Annotated in this window: 21 protein-coding genes, 1 tRNA gene and 1 pseudogene; 6 read left to right on the top strand and 17 right to left on the bottom strand. The window is 56.1% G+C overall.

Going from position 1 to position 25,944, the window contains the following annotated elements:
* Positions 1 to 56: 56 nt before the first annotated feature.
* The 5 genes from JIN87_RS14955 to JIN87_RS14935 all read right to left on the bottom strand — a co-directional run bounded on the left by JIN87_RS14955 (position 57) and on the right by JIN87_RS14935 (position 8,354).
* Positions 57 to 665, bottom strand: a complete 609-nt coding sequence (locus tag JIN87_RS14955) for a TetR/AcrR family transcriptional regulator (protein WP_200356389.1) — start codon at positions 663 to 665, stop codon at positions 57 to 59.
* On the bottom strand, positions 620 to 1,231 hold the full coding sequence (rrtA, locus tag JIN87_RS14950; protein ID WP_200356388.1) for a rhombosortase: 612 nt from the start codon (positions 1,229 to 1,231) through the stop codon (positions 620 to 622). The genes JIN87_RS14955 and rrtA overlap by 46 nt, the downstream gene beginning before the upstream one ends.
* Before the next feature lie 178 nt (positions 1,232 to 1,409).
* A complete protein-coding gene (locus JIN87_RS14945) occupies positions 1,410 to 3,854 on the bottom strand; it encodes a VIT and vWA domain-containing protein (RefSeq protein WP_200356387.1) in 2,445 nt (814 codons plus the stop codon).
* A gap of 234 nt (positions 3,855 to 4,088) precedes the next feature.
* Positions 4,089 to 5,903 carry an assimilatory sulfite reductase (NADPH) flavoprotein subunit gene (locus JIN87_RS14940; protein ID WP_200356386.1) on the bottom strand — a complete coding sequence of 605 codons (1,815 nt, stop codon included), beginning with the start codon at positions 5,901 to 5,903 and terminating at the stop codon, positions 4,089 to 4,091.
* A gap of 201 nt (positions 5,904 to 6,104) precedes the next feature.
* Complete coding sequence (locus JIN87_RS14935; protein WP_200356385.1) at positions 6,105 to 8,354, bottom strand: amino acid permease; 2,250 nt, start codon at positions 8,352 to 8,354, stop codon at positions 6,105 to 6,107.
* A gap of 120 nt (positions 8,355 to 8,474) precedes the next feature.
* Between JIN87_RS14935 and JIN87_RS14930 the strand changes: the two genes are divergently transcribed.
* On the top strand, positions 8,475 to 10,172 hold the full coding sequence (locus JIN87_RS14930) for a Na/Pi cotransporter family protein (protein WP_200356384.1): 1,698 nt from the start codon (positions 8,475 to 8,477) through the stop codon (positions 10,170 to 10,172).
* A 280-nt stretch (positions 10,173 to 10,452) separates the two neighbouring features.
* Here the strand turns inward: JIN87_RS14930 and JIN87_RS14925 are convergent, their stop codons facing one another.
* The 3 genes from JIN87_RS14925 to JIN87_RS14915 all read right to left on the bottom strand — a co-directional run bounded on the left by JIN87_RS14925 (position 10,453) and on the right by JIN87_RS14915 (position 14,427).
* Positions 10,453 to 13,263: a M16 family metallopeptidase gene (locus tag JIN87_RS14925; RefSeq protein ID WP_200356383.1), complete on the bottom strand. Its 2,811-nt coding sequence runs from the start codon at positions 13,261 to 13,263 to the stop codon at positions 10,453 to 10,455.
* A 137-nt stretch (positions 13,264 to 13,400) separates the two neighbouring features.
* Positions 13,401 to 13,709 carry a ribonuclease III domain-containing protein gene (locus JIN87_RS14920; protein WP_200356382.1) on the bottom strand — a complete coding sequence of 103 codons (309 nt, stop codon included), beginning with the start codon at positions 13,707 to 13,709 and terminating at the stop codon, positions 13,401 to 13,403.
* 10 nt (positions 13,710 to 13,719) lie between these two features.
* Positions 13,720 to 14,427 carry a hypothetical protein gene (locus tag JIN87_RS14915; RefSeq protein ID WP_200356381.1) on the bottom strand — a complete coding sequence of 236 codons (708 nt, stop codon included), beginning with the start codon at positions 14,425 to 14,427 and terminating at the stop codon, positions 13,720 to 13,722.
* A gap of 142 nt (positions 14,428 to 14,569) precedes the next feature.
* On the opposite strand from JIN87_RS14915, the gene JIN87_RS14910 reads away from it, so the two are divergent.
* The 3 genes from JIN87_RS14910 to JIN87_RS14900 all read left to right on the top strand — a co-directional run bounded on the left by JIN87_RS14910 (position 14,570) and on the right by JIN87_RS14900 (position 17,340).
* The gene (locus JIN87_RS14910; RefSeq protein WP_200356380.1) at positions 14,570 to 15,607 is read left to right on the top strand and encodes an NAD-dependent epimerase/dehydratase family protein; all 1,038 of its coding nucleotides are present in this window, start codon (positions 14,570 to 14,572) and stop codon (positions 15,605 to 15,607) included.
* Positions 15,608 to 15,721: 114 nt separating this feature from the next.
* Entirely contained in the window at positions 15,722 to 16,210 is a 489-nt protein-coding gene (sixA, locus tag JIN87_RS14905) for a phosphohistidine phosphatase SixA (RefSeq protein WP_200356379.1), read from the top strand.
* 212 nt (positions 16,211 to 16,422) lie between these two features.
* Positions 16,423 to 17,340 carry an SDR family oxidoreductase gene (locus tag JIN87_RS14900; protein ID WP_200356378.1) on the top strand — a complete coding sequence of 306 codons (918 nt, stop codon included), beginning with the start codon at positions 16,423 to 16,425 and terminating at the stop codon, positions 17,338 to 17,340.
* Here JIN87_RS14900 and JIN87_RS14895 read toward each other — a convergent pair.
* The 3 genes and pseudogenes from JIN87_RS14895 to JIN87_RS29080 form a co-directional block, all read right to left on the bottom strand.
* Entirely contained in the window at positions 17,337 to 18,614 is a 1,278-nt protein-coding gene (locus tag JIN87_RS14895) for an MFS transporter (protein WP_200356377.1), read from the bottom strand. The two genes, JIN87_RS14900 and JIN87_RS14895, sit on opposite strands and share 4 nt — an antisense overlap.
* Before the next feature lie 73 nt (positions 18,615 to 18,687).
* On the bottom strand, positions 18,688 to 19,149 hold the full coding sequence (locus JIN87_RS14890) for a hypothetical protein (protein ID WP_200356376.1): 462 nt from the start codon (positions 19,147 to 19,149) through the stop codon (positions 18,688 to 18,690).
* Positions 19,150 to 19,290: 141 nt separating this feature from the next.
* Positions 19,291 to 19,422 (bottom strand): annotated as a pseudogene (locus JIN87_RS29080) (hypothetical protein); the annotation flags it as partial.
* A gap of 209 nt (positions 19,423 to 19,631) precedes the next feature.
* Here JIN87_RS29080 and JIN87_RS14880 point away from each other — a divergent pair.
* Complete coding sequence (locus tag JIN87_RS14880; protein WP_200356374.1) at positions 19,632 to 19,895, top strand: hypothetical protein; 264 nt, start codon at positions 19,632 to 19,634, stop codon at positions 19,893 to 19,895.
* Here JIN87_RS14880 and JIN87_RS14875 read toward each other — a convergent pair.
* The 6 genes from JIN87_RS14875 to JIN87_RS14850 form a co-directional block, all read right to left on the bottom strand.
* Complete coding sequence (locus JIN87_RS14875; protein ID WP_200356373.1) at positions 19,892 to 20,452, bottom strand: hypothetical protein; 561 nt, start codon at positions 20,450 to 20,452, stop codon at positions 19,892 to 19,894. The genes JIN87_RS14880 and JIN87_RS14875 overlap by 4 nt on opposite strands.
* Before the next feature lie 213 nt (positions 20,453 to 20,665).
* Entirely contained in the window at positions 20,666 to 21,433 is a 768-nt protein-coding gene (locus JIN87_RS14870) for a succinate dehydrogenase/fumarate reductase iron-sulfur subunit (protein ID WP_200356372.1), read from the bottom strand.
* A 21-nt stretch (positions 21,434 to 21,454) separates the two neighbouring features.
* The gene (locus tag JIN87_RS14865) at positions 21,455 to 23,371 is read right to left on the bottom strand and encodes a fumarate reductase/succinate dehydrogenase flavoprotein subunit (RefSeq protein ID WP_200356371.1); all 1,917 of its coding nucleotides are present in this window, start codon (positions 23,369 to 23,371) and stop codon (positions 21,455 to 21,457) included.
* 12 nt (positions 23,372 to 23,383) lie between these two features.
* The gene (locus JIN87_RS14860; protein ID WP_200356370.1) at positions 23,384 to 24,154 is read right to left on the bottom strand and encodes a succinate dehydrogenase cytochrome b subunit; all 771 of its coding nucleotides are present in this window, start codon (positions 24,152 to 24,154) and stop codon (positions 23,384 to 23,386) included.
* 178 nt (positions 24,155 to 24,332) lie between these two features.
* Positions 24,333 to 24,932: an NUDIX hydrolase gene (locus JIN87_RS14855; protein ID WP_200356369.1), complete on the bottom strand. Its 600-nt coding sequence runs from the start codon at positions 24,930 to 24,932 to the stop codon at positions 24,333 to 24,335.
* A gap of 45 nt (positions 24,933 to 24,977) precedes the next feature.
* A complete protein-coding gene (locus tag JIN87_RS14850; protein WP_200356368.1) occupies positions 24,978 to 25,616 on the bottom strand; it encodes a LysM peptidoglycan-binding domain-containing protein in 639 nt (212 codons plus the stop codon).
* A gap of 177 nt (positions 25,617 to 25,793) precedes the next feature.
* Here JIN87_RS14850 and JIN87_RS14845 point away from each other — a divergent pair.
* Positions 25,794 to 25,870, top strand: a tRNA-Pro gene (locus JIN87_RS14845).
* Positions 25,871 to 25,944 lie beyond the last annotated feature (74 nt).

The following is a 25,944-nucleotide window of genomic DNA, read 5'->3' as shown; positions in this document are numbered from 1 at the left end:
GGGTTTTAAATTAAGTACCGACCAGTTGGTCTGTTTTTTTGGCAAAATGAAAGGGGCTATGGTCTAAGCCCCTCGAGCATGGAGTGGAGAGCCTCCCCCAGCGTGTTGATGAACTCCTCTTCGCGATGCACTTTGACGAGCCCGGCAGCCCCTTCGAAAAGAGCGACGATCACGGTCGCAGTCCCGAACGGATCAATCCCCTCCTTGACGGTGCCAGCGGCAAGTCCAGCTCGGAACGCTTCCTCCAAGGCGCTAAGCCAAAGAGCGTAAACAGCCTTCAACTTCTCCCGAAAGATCTCGTCCACCGCCGACATCTCTTGGCTGAGATTATTGACCGGACACCCTCGGCGAAGGGCCTCGGGATCCCGTCGCACCTCTTCCCCCATCCTTTCGAGAATCTCGCGGATGGACGTCACAGGATCGGTCGTCCCTTCCAGAGGCGTCACCCAGAGCGCCTTGATTTCTTCCGCCAACAATTCGTCGACAATCGCGTAGCCGAGCTCGTTCTTGCCTTTGAAATGATGAAAAAGCGCTCCCTTGGTAATGCCCGCCTCCGCGACGATCTGATTCACGCTCGTGCCCTTGAAGGAGCAGGAGTGGAACAACTCCAACGCAGTGCTTAGAATGCGTTGTCGAGTCTCTTCAGCCTGTCGGGTCGCTGCCATTGCCGACCTTTAAACCGACCAGTTGGTATGTTGTCAAGAAGCAACGCGGCAAGCGCGGCCGCCGCACCTGCCAAATGAGCCTCCGTAGCGACCTCGAATCCGCCCATCTCCCCAGCTAGAAAAACCGCCTCCGCTCGAGAAAGCTCCCAGACAATCTTCGCCAGCGCTGCGAAAAGCCCGAGCCAACCCAATCCACTCAGAACCCGATCGCCACCCTTAGAACCGTCTCGCACAAGAATCGTCGCCGCCCCGACAAGCAATCCCATGTCGATCCCGGAAAGCCCGCAATAGACCGAAAACCGACCGTTCCACTCCAAGAACAAGAAACTCAAAACAACCGTCCCAAGCACGATCCACACAAACCGACTTCGGCCCCTCACTTCTACGAAGCTCCCCAATACAAGAAACGCCCCTAAATCGTAGACGAGGTGAGAAGACGATACGTGAACAAGATGCCCCGTCATCAAACGCCATCCCTCGCCCGCACCCACACACGCTTGCTTCCAGCAAAGAGCCGCAAACGCGGTTTCCCCAAAAAAGTGGATACCGAGAGCAACGCTTCCCATCAGAAGCGTTAGGAACGGAACCCTAAGCAAACCGCGACTCAACACATTCATAACTTCCAACCATTCTTACCTTCAACCTTCAAAGCCCCCGTCAGCAAGTACAGCATCTGAGCGAGGGCCATGAAGATCATCGGTATCTCGGCATTCGCCGATACCTCCGTATCCAACGTTTTCCTACCTATCGTTTAACTTTTCCAGAATAACTATCCGATTCACTACGGCTCTCTTCGCCCCAAACGAAGTCAAATACCGAAATCGCATTAAACAGATTCAATCCGAAGTGACCTCGACTATTCTTCCTATCACGACGCTGGTCCACGCGATGCGTATCCCGGCCGTCCTCGATTTCATAAACAACCCTGCTTGGTGAACAGCCAGGATGGCTAACGGGAGGCGGGACATAACGTGGGGTCGCCGATAGCCTCCGCGCAGGAGCGTCCTCCCTAGCCTCCTCTTCACTCACCTCCCAAAAATTGGCAATCGATTGGTCGATAGAACTCTCGCCTGCCGGCAAGCGCGTATCTCGATCTGTCCAGCGAAAGCCATCCACACCGCTCGCTTCCAATCGATCCCCAGTAACCGCTCCCGCAGTCAATGCTCCTACCAAAAGAAATGCCTTGGATTGGCTCCCTTTCTTTCGTCCCCGAATTGCCAATACAGCTCCTCCAGCCAATATCAGGCCCAGAAACCAGTGCTCGATCGCGCCAGCTCCTCCTCCTCCCAATGAGGGAGCTTTCCTCTGATACATCGGCGCCGAAGCATCCACACGCTGCGCTCCATTCGACGCTGGACTATGCTGGCGAGCCTGTTGTTCCCGAGCAACACGCTCCAAATTACGACGCTCGACTCCATGCCGCGAGAATCCGTCATCGTCCAGAGCAATCATCGAGGTCTCATCAGTCACGATCTGATAAGCCACTCCGATGTCTCGGATCGCTACCTTCGCTTCGCTTTCCTCAACAAAGCCAGCCATCTTGTTCACTTCGATCTTCCTTACCTGATCCAGCGCCCACATGCGCTCCAGCTCCGGATGAGCTCGATCTATTTCAGGAAAATCGATCTCCGTCGAATAGGTCTGATCCTGCCCGTTCACCCTTGCCTTCAATGTCACCTTTGCAGGGCCACCTTCCTCGTAACGTCCAAAGAGAACAAGCTGGTCCCCGAAGTGGATTTTCCCGATCTTGAAATCACCGACGTCATAGGTATTCACACCTTTGATACTCAACTCAGCCTGCCTCAAACTCTCGTAGGCGATCTTGTTTTTCGCAATCAGAACCTCCCCTATGATGTCGTCGCTATTCGACACCGCACGATAACTTCCCCCGCTCGCATCGCACATCAACTGCATGAGCGGCCAGTTACTGCTATTGCCAAGCAAGAAACCATAGAACCTGAAATCCTGCCGGTGCATCACCTTGTAGAACTCTTTCGGATCAACGATCCCACGATTGGTCACGCCATCCGTCACCAGAATCAATGTCGCCACCCGATCCGAATCCAATCGATCCATCGCTAGGCTCACCCCTGCGTACACATTCGTACCGCCGCCAGAAGCCAATTGGTCCAGCCGATGGAGCGACTCCCGAACGTTCGCTTCGGTCACGTTCACCCACTCGCGGTTAAGATCATAGGCCGAGTCACTAAAGGCCACGATCCGAAACCGATCCTCTGGCTTCAACTGCCCGATCGCCTTTTTCACTCCCGTGGTGAGAGTATGAAGTTTCCCCTTCATGCTTCCGGAAACATCGAGGGCGAAAACATAGTCAGCACCGCCCTCCAAAGGTTTCAAGTCAACGCCAGGAGTCATCACCATCATGAAAGACCCAGGCTTGTCCTCGCTTTCTCGATACGTGAGCATCTCCAAACGACCCGGCAAATTCTCCTCGAGCATGTAATAAAAAACGAAGTCCTGATCCAGCAGCTCACCTTGGCTTTCATAGCGGTAAAGCAGCGTTCCATCCTCCTGCTTCTGGGCCACTCCTCCATACTCCGGCACTCGAGTCCGCGTCACCGGGTACGCAGACTTAAGCACAACCTCTACACTGAAATCCGAACTCACGACATCATTCATTGTCCAAAAGGAGGTCGCCCCATCATCCGTACCGCCCTCCTCCAAAGGATAGGTGTAACGCCCAACCCCAGTATCGATTTTCAGCGGCTCGTAATACACATAGCTCATACGAACCTCACCCTGAGCGGGCACCGGGTAGACACTGAATTCATAATTCTGATACGAATTCTTGTCCGCTTTTCCAACCTCATTCCCTTGGCTCTTTTCCTCCTGGTAAATTCGATCCGCTTCCGACTTAGCCACGACCTCCCCATTGAGAACTCTTTCACCGGCATGGATCGTCAACTCGGACAAAGCGCCCGCTTCCGGAACCGGAGCCGAGTAGATCGCCTCCAGCTCGTACGCATTCGGATTAGAGAACACCTGTTCCACCTCAGTGCGAGCGAAGCCATTGTTGATCACCACTCGGACATGATGGCTCCGCAAATCCAGCAACTGATCGCTAGACGATACGGGAGTCAGCAATCCCGCAGCTTGTGACGCAGCAGCGCTGGCAAGAAGGCCAAAGCCCAAGAGTAGGCTTCGACCGAGAGAGTTAGTTTTGTTTTTCATAGTAGACGATATTTTCACTGCCTACCTATTTGCAGCGACGGCGCCAACGGAGGCACAACCCCTGCCAATCAACGGCTTACAAAATCCATCAACTCTAAAGCCAGGCTAAGTACACAAATAAAGGACAACAAACGTATACATTTTATGTCCCAAACAGACTCCACTCAGATACAAAAAAGCCCGGCACCACCGAGCGCCGGACTTCGAAGCTGAGAGCTGTGAACAGGGGGAATCCTAGTAGACGTCCCGACCGTAACGGCGCTCCTTGGTCATCTTCTTGACGTAAGCGAGCGCATCCTCCGCGCTCATTCCGCCATGCTCCTCCACAATTTCGAGGAGGGCCGTATGCACATCCTTGGCCATACGGGACGCGTCGCCACAAACATAGAAGTAGGCGCCACGATCAAGCCATTGCCAGAGCTCCTTACCATTTTCGCGCATCCTGTCCTGCACATAGATCTTGTGCTCCTGATCACGACTGAACGCTAGGTCGAGCTTCTGCAGCGCGCCCTTTTCCAGATAGTCATTCCATTCCCCCTGATAGAGGAAATCGTAATCACGACGCTGATCGCCGAAAAAGAGCCAATTTTCCCCCGTCGCTCCGGTAGCCACCCGTTCTTCGATAAAAGAGCGGAAAGGCGCGATCCCCGTGCCGGGTCCCACCATGATAATCGGCGTGCTCGGATCGGCCGGCAGCTTGAAATTCTTGTTGGCGTGGAAATAGACTCCCGCCGTACTGCCTTCTTTCCACATGTCAGCGATGAAGGTAGAGCAGACTCCCTTTTTGGCACGTCCGTTCGTTTCGTAGCGAACCGCCCCCACCGTGAGGTGCACCTCCTCCGGATGGGCCGAAATCGCCGAGGCAATCGAATAAAGACGGGGAGCCAGCGGACGCAACAAGTGCACCCAATCTCCCGCCCTCAACGAAGACCGGTACTCCTTGATCAAATCCACCACGTCCCGTCCCCAGATCCAATCCGTAGCCGTCTTCTTATCGCTTGCGATCTCAAGCAGCTTCTTGTGGTCGCAGGCCTTCGCGTACTTCTTGAGGATCGACGTATTCAAAGTCCGCAGGTCAAGCTTCCTGCGGAGCACATCTCCAAAGGGAACCGAAAGCTCATCCTTGAACGAAACATTCTCCCGCCCATCAAGCTTAGCCACCGCGAGAAACTCCTCCACCAAATCGGGAGCATTCTCCGGAACCACCGCCAAAGCGTCGCCAGGCAGATAGGTCAATCCCGACCCCTCCAGCGAAATCTCGGCATGGATCGTCTCCTTCAGCGAACCCTCAGCATTGAGATTGAAGCTCTTGAGCATCTTCGCCGGGAACGGATTAGACTTGTTATAAGCTGGCTTTTCGGGAGCAGCCGGGACTGCAGCCTCCGAAACCGGGGCTGCCGCCGCCGCGGCCGGCTTAGCGATTTCCTTGAGCTTGCCGATCGCTCCCTTGGCCCAGCCCGCGTAAGGAGCTTCGAAATCCACATCGCACTCGACCTTGTCGAAAATTCGCTTGCCGCCCAGCTCCTCGATCCGCTTGTCGAACTCGCGAGCCATCTGGTTGAAATTCGTGTACGAGCTATCGCCCAAACCGAGCACCGAGAAATTCACGCCTTCCAGCTTCCCGGCATCCTTCCCCATGATCTCGTCATAGAAATCCGCCGCTCGGCTCGGAGGTTCACCTTCCCCCCAAGTACTCACCAAAACGAAGAGATTCTCCGCCTTCGCGAGGGAAGCCACCTTCGCATCCGCCATGTCCAGGACCTGGCACGCGAAGCCTTCCGCAGAAGCAGCTTCCTTAAGTTGCTCGGCAAGCCCTTCGGCATTTCCAGACTCGGAGCCAAAGAGAATTGTCAACGGTGCAGATCCAGCGGCGGGCGCTCCCGCTCCTTGACCGAATCCCTGATCGCCCGCCACAAGGCCGGCGAAAAAGCCCTTCAGCCAAGCGGCCTGTTGGGCGTTAGCTGAACCCAGCAGAGAATTCAGCGCTGCCGCCTGCTCCGGAGCAAAGGGAGCATCGGCAGGAATAAGTTGGTTAGGCGTGGTGCTCATAAGCGTAAATTGGGTCCGACCAAGGTCGAAGGCAGTAGGCAAAATCCGTCGCCAAACGCAGCGCCGCAGAGCAAATCTCGGCTCTTGGATCAAACGACAGGAAACGCAGTAACAACAGCGCTACCAAGATTTTGGCAAGCTTCGAACCCCTCTAGTGTAGCGCGAAACAGCATTTCGGCTAGGCCCTGTCCGGGATTAAACTTAAAGCTCCAAGTCGTGCCAGTTCTTGGTCAGGAAAAGATGCCCCTGCACCGAATCCACCAGAGGCGCGTAGCTCGACAGCGGCCCGGCCTCCTCCTCCAAAGTTCGAACCGAAACGCCAACAAACGTCACCGCCGAACGGGCGCTCTCCCGAGCGATCGACTCCAAGGGAGGATCCTTGGAAACCACGATCACCGGCTCCACCTCGATTCTCGAGTCCTTGAGCAGCTCGGCCATGCCCGCTTCCGCAGCTTCGCGTCCGCCTTCGTCCCGAATGATCCGCAGGATACGGATACGCGACTCCTGCCAAGCCTGATTGCTCTGCAGCAAGTGAGCCAAGGTGATCATCATCGAGCCGTTCGCCCGAGCCGACCACCAGACGTCGATCACCGAGTAGAGATGAGAGTCAGGCTCCTTCGCTTTGGAATACACGATCAAGTTCGCCTCCATCTCCAAGGCCTGATGCACCGTATGCGGAAAATCGTGGTCGCGCAGCCAGCCGCTTCCCCACTCGATCATCAGCGTGTTGGGCTGCAAGTTCCCCAGCCCAGCCCCCTGGAGCAAAGAGGTAACGCCCTGCTCAAAATCCTTGGCGATCACCACCTTGGAAAACGCCGACATCCGCTCCTCCAGAATCCGGTCGTCGATCTGCCGCGTCAACGCCTTCTGCCGATCGTTCGAAGTCTTCCAATCGCCCAAAATAATGTGCGAGAGAAACAGCACCCCTTTGTTCGCCTCCAGATAGCGGCTAAACCGCAGAAGCTGATTGTTCTGCTTCAGATTGCTCATCAACACCAGGATAGCCGGGCGCCAATTTCGCTGGTGCTGGCGAGACGCGTAAAGCTTCAGCAAGCCCATACAAGCCACCGCGAACCAAAAGCCGCTGCGCATGTCGCCCCATGCCGTCCGATACGCCCGACGAGCAAGAATCGTGTAGGCCGTCACGATCAGAGCCACCGCCAGCACCGTCGCCAACGGATTGAGCAAAAGCATGATGCCGAAACAGGCAATCGCTCCCACCAAGGAAACCAGCCAGTGCACCTTGAAAGTCGGTCGATAAGTCGGGTTGCTCGTCCAACTCTCCAAGGCCGCCACCAAATTCACCGCCCCATAGGTCGCCAAAAAGAACATCGAGATCAGAGGCGCGATCAAATTCAGGTCGCCCACCCAAACGCAGATCACGCTGATCCCCGCGCTCAACACCAACGCGATTCTCGGCTCGTTCGACGCCCCATGCCCCTTGGACAAAAAGCGAGGCACCACACGATCCTTCGCCAAGGCCTGCATCGTGCGAGGCGCCGCAACCAAGCTCGCCAAGGCCGAAGACAACGTCGCCGCCCAAAGCCCCGCGATAATCAAAGGCGGAAAAACAGAGAGCGTCTGCATCACCAACGCGTCCCCCACCAACGCATCCCGATTCGAGCCCATCGCTAGCCAGATCAGCTGCAGCACATAAACGAAAAACGTGAAGGCCACCGCCCACAGCGTACCGCGCGGGATCGACCGGGTCGGATCCTTCAAATCCCCCGACATGCTCACCCCTGACATGATGCCCGTCACCGCCGGAAAGAAGATAGCAAACACGCTCCAAAAATTCTGCCCCTCCTCATAGCCAGGCTCCATCCGAGCCTCCCAGCCATCGCTGATCTGGAAGCCGATGAAGAACGAGGCCAACGAAACCGCCAAAGTCGCCAAGATCACGTACTGCGCCTTCACCGCCACGCTCGCCCCGATCCAGGCCACCACCGTGATCGCGCCCAGAGTCCCCAGCGAAAATACCCGCGCGTCCAAATCCGGAAACAGGTACTGCACCGACTCCGTGAAACCCACCACGTAGAACGCGACCGAAATCGCCTGCGCCAGATAAAGCGGCAAACCGATCGCTCCCCCAAACTCCCAGCCAAGGCTACGCGAAATCAGAAAATACGCCCCCCCGCCCTGCGCCTTCGTATTGGTGGCGATCGCCGAGAGCGACAAGGCCGAGATAAACGTCACCGCATTCGCCAAGCACAGCATCAGCAAGGCGTCGGTCAGCCCCGCATTCCCCACGACCCAACCCGAACGAAGGAAGAGGATGACCCCGAGGATCGTTAGCACGTTCGGCACGAACACCCCGCCAAAGGTCCCAAATTTCTGAGCTGGCTTCTCCATGAAAAGAAAGGCGACCTGCATCGCGCATTCCCCTTCCCAGATCAAGTCTCCAACAACCGCCAAATTGTAAAACCCAGCCCGCCCACTTTCCCCTCTCACGAGAAAACCGAGCTAAGGTCCCAGAAATGTAACATTTCTCGTTGCCTTAGGCCAAATCCCTGACTTCTCCTTCCTCCCCGCGCACCCTCATGGCGCACCGACCCATTAACTAGCCAAAAAATGTACGACACATTCCTGCTCCTCCTCCAGGTCCTCGGCGCCCTGGGAATTTTCATCTTCGGCATGAAGCTGATGAGCGAGTCCATCCTCAAGCTCTCCGGCGAGAAGCTTCGCTCCATCATGGGCAGCATGACCACCAACCGCTTCGCCGGCATCATCACAGGCTTCTTTATCACTTGCCTGGTCCAGTCCTCCTCGGCGACAACCGTCATGGTCGTGAGCTTCGTGCACGCCCAACTGCTCAACCTCACCCAGTCGATCGGCGTGATCATGGGAGCCAATCTCGGCACCACCATCACCGCTTGGATCGTCAGCCTCTTCGGCTTCAAGTTCAAGGTCACCGCCATCGCCGTACCCATCATCGGCATCGGCGTCGCCCTCAGTTTCCTCAAAGGCGTCAAACGCCGCCACCTCGGCGGCTTCCTGACCGGATTCGGTCTCCTCTTCCTCGGCCTCGGCGAACTCAAGAACTCCGTTCCAGACGTTAAGAGCAACACCGAAGTCCTCGAGTGGCTCGCCAGCTTCTCCCAATACGGTTTCGCCTCCATCATCATCTTCGTTTTCCTCGGCACCCTGCTGACCGTAGTCGTGCAGAGCTCCTCCGCCGCCATGGCGATCACTCTCACGATGGCCAATCTGGGCTGGCTCAACTTCGAGCAATCCATCGCCATCATCCTCGGCGAAAACATCGGCACCACCATCACCGCATGGCTCGCGTCTCTCCCGGCCAACACCGCCGCGAAACGCGCCGCCCGAGCCCACTTCATGTTTAACATCATAGGGGTGATCTGGGTCTTGATACTCATAGTGCCGTTTTCGAACTTCATCCATTGGCTCTACGACTTCTCCACCAGCTTCCTCCCCTGGGAAAAGCTCGGCAGCGAGCGTACCGACCTCACCAACAAGCTCGCTCTCTTCCACACCACCTTCAACTTCGCGAACATCATCCTGCTCGTGGCCTTCGTCCCACGCATCGCGACCCTCGTCACTCGCATGGTGAAGGATAAGGACACCGGGCAAGAAGGCACTTTCCAGTACCTGCACTCGTACAACCTTCGCGCTGGCGAGCTCAACTTCCAGGAAGCCACCCGCGCCGTCCAAAGACTCGGTGGCATCACCCAGGAAATGTTCGAGAAGTTCATCGACGTCTACGAGCACCCCGACAAGGACATGTCCTCCCAGGTCAAGGAACTCAACGCCCTCGAAAAGGAGAGCAATGTTCTCACCGACGAGCTCACCGAGTACCTCATCCGCTGTACGTCCGACGAAGTTTCCGAAGAGACCCGCGAGCGAGCCTTCTCCTACATGCGTGTCGCTTCAGAGCTCGAGGAAATCGGCGACTGCTGTCACCGCATGACCAATCGCGCCGTACGCCGCTACAAGAAGAACCGCCTGGTAACCGACGCCGCGGAAAAGGAAGTCATCCAGTTCGGCAAGCTCGTCCAACGCTTCATCGAACTCTACAGCTCCAAGCTCGACTCGGAAGTATCCGCAGCCGACATGGAGATGACTCTAGACTTCGAGCAAGCCATCAACGAAAAGCGCAAGGAACTCCGCAAACGCTCCGTCGGCCGCATGATGGAGTCTCCAGACAACGTAAAAGGCGAGCTGCTCTACTTCGACATCGTCAACACCTTCGAACGCATCGCCAACCACGCGCGAAACGTCATGCAAGGTCTCCCCAAAAAGATAGACTAACGCTGTCCAAATAAACCCTTTCCAAGGCCGCTCCTCACCGAGCGGTCTTTTTTGGCCGCCCATCTTCAAAAGGTAGAGCCCGCTGTCCCTAGCGGGCATTTCACTTTTGTTTCGTCGCATCTTGAAGGTCGCCTCAGCGCGCATTGGCGCGACGACCTACAGAAATATGGGACTCTCTACCTGTAGGTCCAAGCGTTGACCGGGCACGCCTCATTTTTGTACGTGAGTACAACTATATGAAAAATGCCCGAGCGATCCCCCTTCCCGGCAAAAGCCACTATCAGCCCTTCGGCTTAGCAACCGCGCCGCGCACGTTCGACTCCGCAAACTGAGCAGCCGCCACCGACTTGTACGTTTCCAAATCCTCCGAAATCCCCTTCTCCAACAGCTCCAGCACACAACGCAAATCGTTAGGCTTACCCTGGGACTGAGCGAAAAGCTTCAACAGACGATCCGGACTGCGAGGAATCCGCTTCAGGTCAATCCAGGCCGCGCGCTCCGCCGCCTGCACGAGTTCAGGTTCGAGCGATTCAGAAAACGATGCGGCAGCCGCGAGCAAAGTAGTCTTCACCTCTTCCAATTCCTCTGCGGGACAACGTAGCTGAACCCGCACCGCATTGGAACGCGGCACCATGCCCTTACCTAGGAGCGACACCTGCAAACGCCCTTGCCAATCCGGTCTCTCTTCCAAAGCCCGACGCAAATGGACCTCCAGCAGCGGCCTCAAAACCTCCATACGTCGGTCCGCCTCGCACCCCTTCTCCTCCACCTGAGGGAAAATCAAGGTCACGTATCCATTCCCAGTCGACCGCTTCAAGGTACCTTCCTGCACGCCCGCTTCACGCCAGCCCGCTGGCTCCGCATGACGCGGCTGATGCACCTTCCCTTTCCGATCAGGAGCAGAACCAAAGGAATTACGCACATCTCGAATCAAAGTACGCGGGGTCACATCCCCCACCACCGTAATCTCGATGTAAGACTCCTCTCGAGTCTTCTGTACCCAATTTTTCATGCCAGCGTAGTCGAGACCTTCCAAATCCTCGGAAGTAAAGAAATTCAACATCCGCTCGTCCTCGCCATAGAGCAAGCCCTGCAAAACAACGCTGTCGCTCTTGTCGAAACCACGTTCCGTAACCTCCTTCAGTTTCTCCAACGCATCATCGAAGTCGTCTTCCAACACGTTGCCAGTGACCATCCAAATCACGATACCCGACAAGAAGTCCGCCACCTCGGACTCATCGTCCGCAGTCGCGCTCCAATAAAGGCGATCCAAATTCACTCCCGCATCCAAGTTCTCGATACCCTTGGAATCGAAGACTTCTCTCAAAAGCGGATTTTGACCGCCAAGCCCCACGCGCGTTTTCATCACAAGCGACTTAACCAACGCCTCAAACGCTCGACCCTGACCTGGCGCGTCCGTGGTTCCATTTCCAAAGCTAACCATCACACGTACATCACCCGGAAACTCATCCGTACGCACAAGGTTCATACGCAAATTGTTCGCAAACTCGTACTGCAAAACCGGATACTCCTCGATCCTGATGATCTCGGTCGACTCCACCATTCCCGTCTTATCAAAACCAGATCCAAGGTTCCACTGCTGGTCAAACTCACCCGCCTGCTCCCACGTAAAATCGTAGCTCTTACGCATCCCCTTCAAACGCTTGTTGATCGATTTCGTCCCAATCCCAAATCCCTTCGGAAGCTCCACATAATAGCTCAACGCCTTTTGCGAGAACACCTCCTCGCAAATCTCCATGGTCGCATCAACGCTAAGACCTTCAACCACGCCCTCGATAAACGTCCCCAAAGACTCCCCATAACGGAATGGCAACCGGTCAAGCGTACTCCGCACCAGGCGATCCGCCACCACTCCCGGCCAAGCCCGAGTGCTCAACTCCGCGTCATACGAAGAACACAAAGCCAAATACAAAGCCTTCGCTTGCTCCAACTCTTCTCCAGGTATGCCAAATTCCTTAAGACGGAAAACAGTCTTATCCAAAGTCGTCAGCTTCTCCATCGCCTGCATCACGTTGTCTTGGCGATACAAATTGATAGCAACCCCATCGCCGACAATGTCCACCGCAGACTTGCCCAAACCATTGGCGGCCAAATCCGCCATCGCGTAACGAGAAATCAAATCCTTGCGGTAAAAAGCGACCTCCGAAGCGGGATCGAACAAGTCAATCCCCTCCTCTACGTTCGCGATCGAAACCCGACCAAAACTGTCAGGAGAATCGCCCGTCGCTAAATCACCAGTGCCACGAAATCGCAAATCGGAAGAACGAAGCGGCTCAAGCGCATCGCTCGAAGACAGTCCCGAAAAAGTAGCCGCGATCAAAGCGTCCACAGCTTCCGTTTCTACCAAGCCGGCGACAACTAGAACCATCCGGTCCGCCTTGTACCAATTCGACCAATACGCAGCTGCATCATCGAGAGAAACTGAACCCAGTCCTTCGGCAGCCTCTTCGTCCCCAATCTCAGAATACACGCTCGAACGCAACAAAGCCCGCTCCTCGATCGACTGCTTCCCTTGAAAATACGAATAACTCGATTCCGCCATGTTCGCCAAAGCCTTGCGCGCTCGCTCAAACCGAGCGCCGTCCCATCCCGGAGCCGACGCAAACTCGCCCAACATCTTGATCCCCTGCTCCAGAGCGCCTTCCACCGGCTCTTCCAACTCGACCCGATACAAGGTATAGTCGATTTCCACATCGGCCCGATAGCTCGAATACGGATCCATCCCCGCCGCCAAGCGAAAACGCAGCATCTCGTCTTCGTCATATCCCTCCGTGCCGGACAACAACATCTCCGAAACCACGTCAGCCACGCCTGCTTGTCCCTTCGGCTCCTGAGCCCGTCCCGCGCCTACCACCAAACGCATGCTCACAGCCCCATTCGGGGCCTCCGTCGGCACAATCACATACCGCAAGCCATTGGGAAGCTCCTTCCAAACCTCTCCCTCCTGAGGGGCAACTCCCTGCGGGAGCAAAGGCCAAGGCGTATCAAATACGTTTTTACCAATTAAGGGGATCGCCAGAGCGAAAACAGAACAGAAAGAAATGAGAGCACGAACAGATTTCTTGGGCATAAGAAAGCACATAGGTTTTTAGGAGAAGCCACACACTTGCCTATCCTAGGCAGAAGACAACCCCCAATCCACAATGGTTCCCTAGCCAAGGCAGGACCGCCGCGTCACGCCCAACGCAAGCGATTGAGCACTCCCCCCTACTTCCGCTTCCAGTTCCCCGGCGGCTTCGGCTTACGTCTCTGCTTCTTGAATACAGGAAGCAGCCGCTCTTCCATATAATCGAACGCCGCCTGCAAGCCTTCCTTTTCGTAGACGATCCCTATGTCAGCCTCCACCTGAGTCGGTTGACCCATCGCCGACAAAAACAGGTTACTCGTCATCGCCTTGAACACAGTCGCACGATCCGCCACCGGTATATCCGTCTGACGCAAAATCCACTCCCTAGCATACAGGGCCAACACCGCGTCGCCCACCCATGCCTTCGTCTTTTTCTCCAATTCGTCCATAGATCAAAAATCAGCCTAAACCGCCCTCGCTCAACAACTCCCCCAAGCCCGCCGACGCAAACACCTGCTCGCCGATACGCTCAAACGACTCCATCAGCCGCCCCGCCGACGCCTTCTTCCCGCAGCGAACCTCCAAAACCACGCCATCCACGAACACTTCGCCGGCAATCCCCTCGATCTTTACCACGCAATGCGAGCAATCCGACGGATAATCCACCGACAACTCCCCACTCTCCTCCTCTTCCACCGCGTCGATTACCGACTCCACCGAAACGCCCCCCGCCAAGCCGCAACGCAAACAGTCAAAACGACTTCCGACCGACGCGTTAAACGCTTCCGACTCCAGCAAATCGCGACTCGCCACCTCGCGCACCGAGGTTTCCACCACGTACTCCGACGGCTCCTCCTCGTCCAACTCATACCGCAGCTCGAGGGCAAAGTCCTTAGTCTCCAAGCGAGCGAAACCCGAGTCCACATTCAGCGAGATCTCCCGGCGCTTGTATCCAAAGCGCTCGCGCGCCGACTGAAAAAGCGCCTCCGCCTCTTCCGACAACTCCTCCTCGCACAATTTCTCCAAAAACGCCTGCGTCGCCCCGCAAGCCCGATCCGGCACCGTATGACGCTTCTTGTCGAAGGCAGCCAGTCGACGCACCTCACCCCGCGTCCTGCCCACAATGGCCAGCGAACTCACTTTAGCTCTCGCACCTTCGTCACTCATCTCCCCGCAACCTACCAACAGCCCCACCCCCAAAGGCAACCCCCAAAAAACTCTTCTCCACCATCTTCACCCTCTCCTTCGACTTCTTCCCCCAATTATTCTTCCCAACTCATCATTCACCACTCACCATTCCCCCCTTCCTATGCCATCCATCCCAGAACCACCCGCTCTCCCGCCCCGCTCCGTGCTCGTCACCGGAGTCAGCGGATTCGTCGGACTCGCCCTCGCCAAACGCCTCCTCGCCCAAGGCTGCCAAGTCGCCGGAGTCTGCCGACGCCCCCGCCCAGACATCGAGTCCCTCGGCATAGAAATGATCTACGCCGACCTCGCCGACGCCCCCGCCATCCGAGCCGCCTGCGAAGGCAAGCACACCGTTTTCCACGTCGCCGCCAAGGTCGGCATCTGGGGCGACTACGAAGAATTCAAAAAGGCCAACGTCGACGGCACCCAGGCCATCATCAACGGCTGTCGCGACTTCGGAGTCCGAAAACTCGTCTACACCTCCACCCCCTCAGTCGTCTTCAACGGGCGAAATATCGCCGGCGACGACGAATCGCTCCCCTACGGCACCGACATCCCCTGCCCCTATCCCACCACCAAGGTCATCGCCGAAAAAGCCGTTCTCGCCGCTCACGGCCTCCCACCCGGCAACCTAAAAACCGTAGCCCTACGCCCCCATCTCATCTGGGGCGACGGCGACCCCAACCTCGTCCCACGCGTCCTCGATCGAGCCCGAGCCGGCAAACTCCGCATCGTCGGCGACGGCCAAAACCGCGTCGACCTCACCCACGTCGACAACGTCGTCGACGCCCACCTGCTCGCCGAAATCGCCCTCGACCACGAGCAAAACAATCCCGGCGGCAAAGCCTACTTCATCTCCAACGGCGAACCCGTAAACCTCTGGGACTGGATCAACGAGCTCCTCGAAAACCACGACGTATCCAAGATCCACCGACGCATGAGCCTCTCCAAAGCCTACAAAATCGGCCATATCATGGAAGGCATCTGGAAACTCTTCCGCCTCAAAGGCGAGCCCCCCATGACCCGCTTCGTCGCCTCTGAACTCGCCAAAGACCACTGGTTCGACATCTCCGCCGCCAAACGCGACCTCCACTACCACCCCCGCACCTCCATGTCCGAAGGCATGACCCGCCTCCTCGCCTCGCCCTCTTCATCCTAATCATAATCTTAATCTTAATCTTAATCCTAATCCCCCTCCACAATCCGATTAAGAGAACGAGCATGAGTAAGACAAAGAACTCAGCATCCAAAGCCTAGCAACCTCACCCCCACCATGCTCCAGCACCTCTACCTCGTCCGCCACGCCCACGCCCTCGACGACGCCCCGAGCGACGAGCTCCGCCCCCTCTCCCCCAAAGGACACAAGCAATGCGCCCGCCTCGTCAAAGGCTTCTCCAAGAACCGGCTCATCCAAGTCGACACCATCTGGCAAAGCGGACTCGTTCGCGCCTACGAGACAGCAGAAGCCCTCGCCACCGGACTCGAACTCGACGCTCAACTCACTCAAAAAGACGGCCTCGCCCCCTTCGACAACCCCATCGCGATCGCCACCCAGCTCAACGAGCTCAGCCTTAGCTGCCTCGTCGCCGGTCACGAGCCAAACATGTCCTACCTCGCCTCCCTGCTGCTCACCGGAAACGGCGACTTCCAACGCGTCGTCTTCCCCAAAGCCTCCATCCTCTGCCTCAGCCGAATGAAAGTCGGCTCCCAATCCACCGACTGGCAAATCGAGTGGCACCTCAGCCACAAACACTTCAAGTAACCAACTCCCCCAGAGGAGGGCTACGCTCCGTCGTAGCCACCCAATGCAGGATCCACCCAAAAAATCCAACCACTCAACCCAACACCACAAAACCTCCCAAACGGCATCAGCCGTTTCCCCGCCACGTTTGGCATTGCCAAACGTTCCAGTCCAACATTCGCGGTAAAAAAAAAGCACAACCCGATCCACCCTTCCCCACTTCATCCCAACCCATGAAAATCCTCCTCACCGGAGCTTCCGGCCTCCTCGGATCAGCCTTCGCTCAAGCCGCCAATCGTCGCGGCCACGAAGTCATCGGCCTCGTCGTTAGCTATTCCGGAAAAGTCGACGGCCTAGCCACCCAACGCACCCTCGATCTCGCAGATCTAAACGCCCTCGAATCCCTGACTCTCGAGCTCTTCCCAGACGCCATCGTCAACTGCGCCGCCATCTCCGACCCCGGCAATTGCGACGCCGATCCCGACTCCTCCCGCCAGATCAACGTCGCCGTTCCACAAAAGCTGGCCCTACTCTCCCGCCATCTCTTCGCCACCCTCATCCACATCTCCTCCGAGCAAATTTTCGACGGCAAGGCTGAGCTCTACTACCGCGACTCCCAACCGTCCCCACCCAACGAATACGCCCGCCAAAAACTCGAATCCGAGCAACGCGTACACGAACTCGCCGCCGAATTCGCCACAACCCTGCGCCTTCCCCTCCTCATGGGCAACAGCCTCTCCGGAGAACGCAGTCTGCACGAACGCCTCTTCCTCAGCTGGGCCGCCGGCAAGCCCACCCCACTCTTCACCGACGAATACCGCCAACCCTGCCTCGTCGAAAACGCCGCCGCCGCCATGGTGGAGCTCTGCGAGCGACAAGACCTCAAAGGCGTCCACCACTGGGCCGGCGAAAAATGCCTCTCCCGCTACGAAATGGGCCAGCGCCTACTCCAACACTTCGGCCTGCCCGAATCCCTCATCCAAGCCTCAGAACGCGGCGAGGATCCTCGCTTCGCCCACCGCCAAGCCCGACTCGCTCTCGATGTAGCCCCTCTCGCCAGCAAACTCAAAACGCGGCCACAAGCCTTCGCAGACCAGCTCGACGCTCTCATCGTCCCCAAGCCCGCCCGAGCCTGGTTCAACTCCATCTAACTGGCAGGCTTCGCCTCGTCACGAGTCTTGAAGATAAAGATCAACATCCCCAGCGCCATCAAGGCAGGGATCACCGTCATACCCGCCCGCTGCGAATCGAAAAGATTAACCATCTGCCCATAAAGCAGAGGTCCCAGAAACGCGGTCGCCTTTCCCGAAAAAGCGAAGAAGCCAAAGAATTCGTTCGCCTTCTCCTCCGGGGTCAAACGGCTCAAATAAGCGCGGCTCGCCGACTGGTTCGGACCAAGGAACAAGCCGATGATAATCGCGCACACCCAAAAGCCAGACTGAGTCGTGACAAACAAAGCCGCGACCGTTCCAATCACCAAGCCGATCAAAGAGATAACAATCGTAATACGACTGCCAATACGGTCCTCCACAAAACTGAAAACGAGCGATCCCACCCCAGAGCACACATTCAATGCGATCCCAAAAACCATCAGATCCTTGAAAGTGAACCCAAAAACAACCGTCGCGTAAATCCCGCCAAACGAGAAGATAGCGACAAGCCCGTCATTATAAAACATCCGAGCGATCAGCATCCAGAAGAGCTGACGGTATTCCCGCAAGTGATGGAAAGTCGCATTGATTCTACCAAACGACTGCCGAGCCACCGCTATCAGCCCCGCGCTATGCTGCGGAGCTTTCGCCTCTTTCACCCAAAGCAGTAACGGCAAACTGAATACAGCGAACCAGAGAGCCACCAGCAGATTCGTCGCTCGCACATTCTGGCCAGCCTCCCGCGTCAGACCAAACCAAAGCTCCTTACCCTCGCCCGGAACGAATCCCATCATCGCAATAAACAAACACGCCAAGCCCCCAAAATAACCGAGAGCGAAGGCCATCCCCGACACCTTCCCGTGCGCCTGCTTAGGAGCCACCTCGATCAAAAACGCGTTGTTGAACATGATCGAAAGCTCGGTCGCCACCAACGCTCCGCCAAACAGCAATAGCGCCATCCACACATCTCCCGGCTGAGGCAAATACAAGGCAGCCGTCAGCAGACTGGCAGCCGTCACCGTCACCACCATGAAACGCTTCTTCCAGCCAAACGCATCCGCCGCCGCGCCCAGAGGCGGTGACAACACCGCGATCAAGATCGACGCCACCGCTACCGTATTACCCCAAAGCATGGTCCCCACGGATTCGCTCTCGGCTATCGCCTTGGTAAAGTAGCTATTGAAGACAAACGTTAGAACCAGCGTCCCGAAAGCCGAGTTCGCAAAATCGAAGAAGGCCCAGGACCAAACGCGTTTAGGGGAAGATTCAGGCACAAAAAAAGGGCCTAGCGACTCGCACGAAAATAGCGAGCCAACTCAGCCCCTTGCCTACGAAACGTTTACCGAACTAGCGTTGCCCGTGATTCACATCGTAGGAAACCGCGCCTTCCGACTCCTTCAGAGCGATCACCTTCCCGTCAATCATCAGCAGCTCCGCCACGAGCGTTCCTTTAACTTGCTCGTTACGGTAAATCTGCTCGCGCACCGTCACCAGCTGCCCCGTCTTGTGGTCGACATAAGAACGCTCCTGCTCCCCATCCGACTCGATCGTCGAGCTCTGCACGTACTCTTTCTCGTAGTGCCAGATCTGGGCAATGACCCCGTCCTGCTCGATTTCATCCACCGAATGCGGCTCTCCAAGGATGGCAATCACTTCCGCCTCAGTCATCCCTTTCGTAACGGTCGCTGGCGGCTCCTCCTTTTTCCCGCCTGCAGAATCCGTGGTTTCACAGCCTACAAAGAGCATGGAGCAAACTGCCGAAAATAGCAGAGCGAAGAAAGTGCGAGATGTCATGTTCGAGAGTCTCATTTGAATATTCTATACGTTAAAGGGACGAAAATATACCCCAGCCCGATTGAGACTACTTCTTTTTAGCTCGCTCAATAGAGCCCATTAGAACGCTTCATTCCCTCTTCAAGTCGCGACTCATCAGGCCCAACAGGGTCTGTATCGGCGGCTTCGACTCCAATCGCCATGACAAGTCGCCACCAGATCCCCCAAACCGCTCAAACCACAAAAGGTCTCCAAGCTCGATCTCCGCTTCCCAACAAACGCCCCACAATCGCCTCCGGCAACTCGCCCTTCAAAATCGCCGTATCAAGTTTCGCGATACGCTCGCATCGACTCTGCTTGCCCCCGCCGACGAGCGAGCAAAGTCGAACCCAAACCGCACGTCTTTGTAAAAAACTGCAGAAAGTTCTGTGTATAAGCGCTTAATTAATAATTTCTGTTGAACGCTTCTGAACAAATGTCGTCTTTAAAAATAGCTCTAAAGTTTTAATCCCTCTAAAATGCTGCAATATCTCAAGTCACGCCTCAGACGCTCCCCCGTTCGGGAGGATGCCATGCTTAGGCGCTACGAGGAGAACGATGGCGTGAAAAACGTCCAGTTCGTCAGCTTTCTGCAGCAGAGCGGATTCCGCAAACAGGCTTTAGCTCGTCATGACAAGACGAAGCGATTCAAGAAATTCGTAGCCCTCGCCGCCATCTGGAGCTTCCTCATCGCCTGCGGCTGGATCGCCTACGAAAGCGCCGAAGCGCTCGAACTTTTCTAGTTCAAGCGTTCTGAACTCTCCCGCTGGATCTTCCAGGCGACCATCACCCCGTCCGCCATCAAAAAGAGCGTCTCCTCAACCGACCGAGTGGAAGAAGGAGTATAGACCGCATCCGTAATCGTCATCCTGACTCCACCGACTTCCGGCCCCGGAGTCTCCACCATGCCAGAAACTGCCAGAGCGACATTCTCGCTCACCTTTCGATAAACCCAAATCTCCGTACCATCAGTAGGCGGAGTCGCCTCGCGAACCTCGAACGGTTCCCCCAAAGCCGCCAGCAAATCCTCCGCCTTCATCCCTTTGTAGATTTCGACCGGCTCGGAAACCTCAGAGCTCCCGCTTCCCCCAAAATCCGTCGTCAAGCAACCGACGAGCAGAACGATGGTAAATAGAACGAAAAGCGGTGGGAGCAGAAAATTCTTCATGAGGCACTTAAGCAATAAGCTGATACACCAACTCTCCACCACTCCCTTCGTAAATCCCTTCGCGTAGAAATGCGGAACGCACCCCGCGCCCCAAGCGGCAACAACGACGCCAGGAGGGCAATGCTCCGTCATTGCCGGGCCAAGCTTGTCTCAGAAGAGCGGAGACGGATGGACAGTCACCCACCCCAAAAAACATCAGCCGATCCCCATCACCTTTGGCATTGCCAAACGTTCTCATCCAAAAATTCGTGGGCAAAAAACTCCCCCAAAATCGGGGTGAACCAAAAAAAAGGCGACCCCACTCAGGAGTCGCCTTTCGAGATAAATGAAATTTCGCGGTTCGGCTTAGTCGAGAGCCTTCGCCTGGAAGTTCTTGCGAAGCGTCGCGCCGATGAAGTCGCGATTGAGCTTGGCGATGAACTCCTCGGAGATGAGCTTCGGACACGCTGCGGAACACTCGTACTGGTTGGTGCAGTTACCAAATCCAGCCTCGTCCATTGCCGCTACCATGTTGAGGACGCGCTTGTCCTTCTCTGGTGCACCTTGCGGGAGGAGATTGAGCTGTCCTGCCTTCGCGGATACGAAGAGCATCGCAGACGCATTCTTACAGGCCGCCACACACGCGCCACAACCCACACAGGCTGCCGCATCCATGGCCAGGTCAGCGATGTCCTTGCCGATCGGCAAGTTGTTCGCGTCCTGGCAAGAACCGGTGCGAACGGTCACGTAACCGCCAGCTTGCTGGATCTTGTCGAGAGCGGAACGATCGGTGATCAAATCCTTTTGTACCGGGAAGGCCTTCGCGCGGAATGGCTCGACCGTGATAGTGTCGCCGTCCTTGAAGCTGCGCATATAGGTCTGACAGGTGGTAACACCGTTTTCAGGACCGTGTGGCTTGCCGTCGATCATACAGTTACACGTACCGCAAATACCTTCGCGACAGTCGTGAGCGTAAGCGATCGGATTACCTCCATCCTCGATGATGCCTTCATTGACGACATCCATCATCTCGAGGAAGGACATGTTTGGATTTACCTTGTCAGCCTCGTATTCTTCGAAGCCGCCTTGCGCGTCAGCGTTCTCTTGGCGCCAGACTTTTAGTTTAACTTTCATTACAATAGCTTTGGCTGAAGATTACTTGTAGCTGCGAGTTGCCATCTTGACGGACTCGTATTCGAGAGCTTCCTGGTGACGCTCCGGAGCGGCATCCACACCCTTGAATTCCCAAGCGGCAACGTGGTTGAATTTTTCGTCGTCACGCATTGCTTCGCCGTCCTCTGTCTGGTGTTCCTCGCGGAAGTGACCACCACAGGATTCTTCACGAGCAAGCGCGTCGCGACACATCAGTTCGCCGAGTTCGAGGAAGTCCGCTACGCGGCCCGCAACTTCGAGAGACTGGTTGAGGCTGTCTGCGGTACCTGGAACGCGAACGTCTGCGTGGTACTCTTCGCGGAGGGCTGGGATTTCCTTGAGAGCCTTCTCGAGGCCGGCCTTGTTACGAGCCATACCACAGTATTCCCACATGATCTTACCGAGACGCTTGTGGAAGCTGCGAACGGTTTGCTTACCGTTGTTATCAAGCAGCTTTTGCGTGCGGCCGATAACATCCTGCTCGGCTGCCACAAACTCCGGAGAGTCGATGGATGGAGCAGCTTCGCGTGGTACGTCGGCCAAGTAGTGAGGAATTGTATACGGAAGAACGAAGTAACCGTCCGCCAGACCTTGCATGAGAGCGGAAGCTCCGAGGCGGTTCGCACCGTGGTCGGAGAAGTTCGCTTCACCCATCACGAAGAGACCTGGAACGTTGCTCATCAAGTTGTAGTCAACCCAGAGGCCACCCATTGTGTAGTGAACCGCAGGGAAGATACGCATTGGAACTTCGTAGGCGCTCTCGTCAGTGATCTCCTTGTAGATGTCGAAGAGGTTACCATAGCGAGCACGGATTGTGTCTTCGCCGAGACGCTTGATCGCGTCTGAGAAGTCGAGGTAAACGCCGAGACCGGTTTCACCTACGCCGCGTCCATCGTCGCAAGCTTCCTTCGCGGCACGTGAAGAAATGTCACGTGGAGCAAGGTTACCAAAACTTGGATACTTACGCTCGAGGTAATAGTCGCGCTCGCTTTCAGGGATCTGAGAAGCGGGACGCTTGTCACCCTTCTTCTTCGGAGCCCAGATACGACCGTCGTTACGAAGCGACTCGGACATGAGCGTGAGCTTCGACTGATTGTCACCAGAAACTGGAATACAGGTCGGGTGGATCTGAGTGTAACAAGGATTCGCGAAGGTCGCTCCCTTCTTGTACGCTCTCCAAGCCGCTGTCGCGTTTGAGTTCTGAGCGTTGGTAGAGAGGTAGAACACGTTTCCGTAACCACCTGTACCAAGCACAACCGCGTGAGCGGAGTGACGCTCGATCGCACCGGAGATCGTGTTACGGGTGATGATGCCCTTGGCTTGACCGTCGATAGTGACGAGCTCGAGCATCTCGCGGTCGTTGAACATCTCAACGTTGCCGGCAGCGATCTGGCAGTTCAGCGCAGAGTAAGCGCCGAGCAGCAGCTGCTGACCTGTTTGACCGCGAGCGTAGAAGGTACGAGAGACCTGAGCGCCACCGAATGAACGGTTGTCGAGCATGCCTCCGTATTCGCGAGCGAATGGGACGCCTTGAGCGACACACTGGTCGATGATGCTGGCGCTGACCTGAGCGAGACGGTAGACGTTCGCTTCACGAGCGCGGAAGTCACCGCCCTTAATCGTGTCGTAGAAAAGTCGATACACGCTGTCACCGTCGTTCTGGTAGTTCTTAGCGGCGTTGATACCACCTTGAGCAGCGATCGAGTGAGCGCGACGTGGGCTGTCGTGGAAAGTGAAGCACTTCACCTTGTAGCCGAGCTCGCCGAGAGTGGCAGCTGCGGACGCGCCGGCGAGGCCGGATCCCACGATGATAATCTCGTACTTCCGCTTGTTCGCGGGATTGACGAGCTTACCCTCCATTATGTGTTTCTCCCACTTCTTCTCGAGCGGGCCGGATGGAATTTTTGAATCGAGTTTCATCGGAGGGAAAATCTAGTTGATTGAAGCGATACGAGATTCGCAGACTTCGCAGTCGGCCTGGCAAGCAGCAAGGGCTGCCTTCACCTTGGCGTTCTGCACTTCAACGGCCCCTGTGAGGCACGCTCCGACGATTGCCGCATTCCCTAGGAAGTAGAGAACACTCACGATGACCGCGATCTTGTTCAAGCAGTTCGACCAAGCGCGAGTGCGAAGGCCAACCGACTGGAACATACTAGAGATGCCGTGGCTGAGGTGGATACTCAGCAGAGCGATCGCTACCAAGTAGAAGATCGAAACCAGCGGCTTCTGGAAGCCGAGCACCATCATGGTGTGGACGTCGAGAACCTGCTCGCCGTGCAGATCAACCATGAACAACTCAGGACCATAGGCATGCTTAGTCGTGAAGTGGAGAATGTGGTAGATGATGAAGGCGAGGACGATCAAGCCGCTCCACTTCATCGTGCGAGAAGCGAAAGAGGCGCGAAGCGTCTTTTGGCCCGCGTAGCCTTCAGCTCCGCGAGCAGCCTTGTTCTCGAGAACGAGAGATATCGCTGACCAGATGTGGAGCACGACAGTCAGCAGCAGGAATCCGCGGATCGCCCAAAGGGCTCCCCCAAGCGACTGGAGGAAGTGCGCGTACGCATTGATCTTTTCCGGCGGAGAGAAGATCTGCAAATTGCCGACCAAATGGCCGATTACGAACCCGACCAGGATCAAGCCAGTGACCGCCATGATCACTTTCTTCCCCAGCGAGGTCTTGAAGAGGGCGTTTAGGATATTCATCGGATAAACTAGTCAATTAACTCGCGTCCAAACGATCCGAACACGGACCGCCCTTAGCAAGGGCCGAAACGAGTACTGTCTTATCTTTATTGGGTCAATTAGGAATGGGACTTATAGCCCCAAGCCAAACAAAAGATTAGCTAATAACATCAGGGCTATTAGAAATTCTATTCATGAACTATCTACGACGCGCTCTAATCCTTAGCCACTCGGGGTAAAACTGGAAAAGAGCCGCCACCACCAGCGAATGTTTGATCTCACCTCGGTGGGCCATGGCGTAAACGTCGTCGATGGGGAACAGCCGGGTCTCAATCTCCTCATGCTCGTCCCAATTTAGCTCCGCTTGCAGAGTCACGGCATCCGCCCAGACGAAGTGGCAGGTATTGTTCATGATCGCCGGATTCGCCGCGACCTCGCCAATCAAGCGACAGGATCGAGCCACGTATCCAGTTTCTTCACTCAACTCGCGGGCCGCCGCCTCGAGCGGATCCTCTCCAGGATCCATTACCCCGCCCGGGATTTCCCAAGAGTCGGACTCGATCCCGAAACGATACTGCCGAACCATGACAATCTGATTGTCCGGCGTCACAGGCACGACATTCACCCAGTCCCGCGTCTTTAAAATGTAGAAATCCCCTTCCGATCCACGGACCGGATGACGCAAACGACGCGAAACCAGATCAAACACCGGACAGGAAAGCAGATCCTTCTCATCCAGGATGTCCCAAGCGTGAATATCACCGTCCGAAGACGATCCGACCGTGTCAGTACCACTCATCGAAGCTTGGTGTCGCGATAGCTACAACCTCAGCAAGGAAGCCGCCTAGTTGGACGGAGCAGGGATCACGATCTGCTGGCCAATTCTCAAGCGACGCGAGTCGATTCCCGGGTTGGCCGCCTGAAGCTGGCTCAAAGTCACCTTGTAGGCAGCCGCGATCTTGCTGAAATTGTCTCCGCTCTTGATTGTGTAGACGCCCGCCTTGCCCGGCTTCGCGTCAGGGGCCTTTTGAGCCGCCGGCTGAGTCGAGGTCGAAGGCTTAGAGGAGCTCGTTGTAGAGGAGCTGCTCGGCACGACCGCGACCTTCACGCCCTTCTTCTCAAGATCCATCACCATCTTCTTCGCCTCTCCCGCAGTCATCATCACCTTGCGGATATCGCTTTGCGATTTCTTGATGTCGGTGTTGGCAGCCTTGAGGGCATCGCTTACCCCCTTCGAGAATTTATTGGTGTCCTCCGCCAGCTTTTGGATGCGGTCAGTATTCGCTTGGACAGATTGCTCAAGTCCCGTGTCAGCGCTAGCCGCTTCCTCCAAGCGTTTAATTTCCGCTTCCAAGGCCGTCGCGCGAGAAAGGCCCATCCAGCCAAGAGCCAATGAGACCAAGGCGACGAGAACCGCTGAGATCGCTATGAAAAGGGGCGTTTTCGAAGGAGAATCGAGTTCTGAAGAAGATAGGTTTTCCATTTTTTCCAAAAGAGGGCGTCCACAAAGGGCGATTTTTAGAAACAAGAAGGGCTTTCCCGCAGAGGCGCAATGCCTTATTTCACAAGAGATCCCACGAAAATCGACAGATAGCCTCAAAGAATTCGAACTTGTTCTTGACAGGAGTCGCGATTCTGAATCTTTTGGCCGTCCTTTTTACGGGGTGTAGCTTAGCCTGGTAGAGCGCCTGGTTTGGGACCAGGAGGTCGAAGGTTCGAATCCTTTCACCCCGACCATTAAAGAAGCCGCTTATTCGAGAAATCCGATAGGCGGCTTTTTTGTGTCCGTACCAAAGGATTAGAACCTTCGA

The organism is Pelagicoccus mobilis (assembly GCF_016595505.1).
Lineage (GTDB): Bacteria > Verrucomicrobiota > Verrucomicrobiia > Opitutales > Opitutaceae > Pelagicoccus > Pelagicoccus mobilis.
Note: the sequence above shows the minus strand (reverse complement) of the source record. Positions and strands in the feature narration are given on the sequence as shown.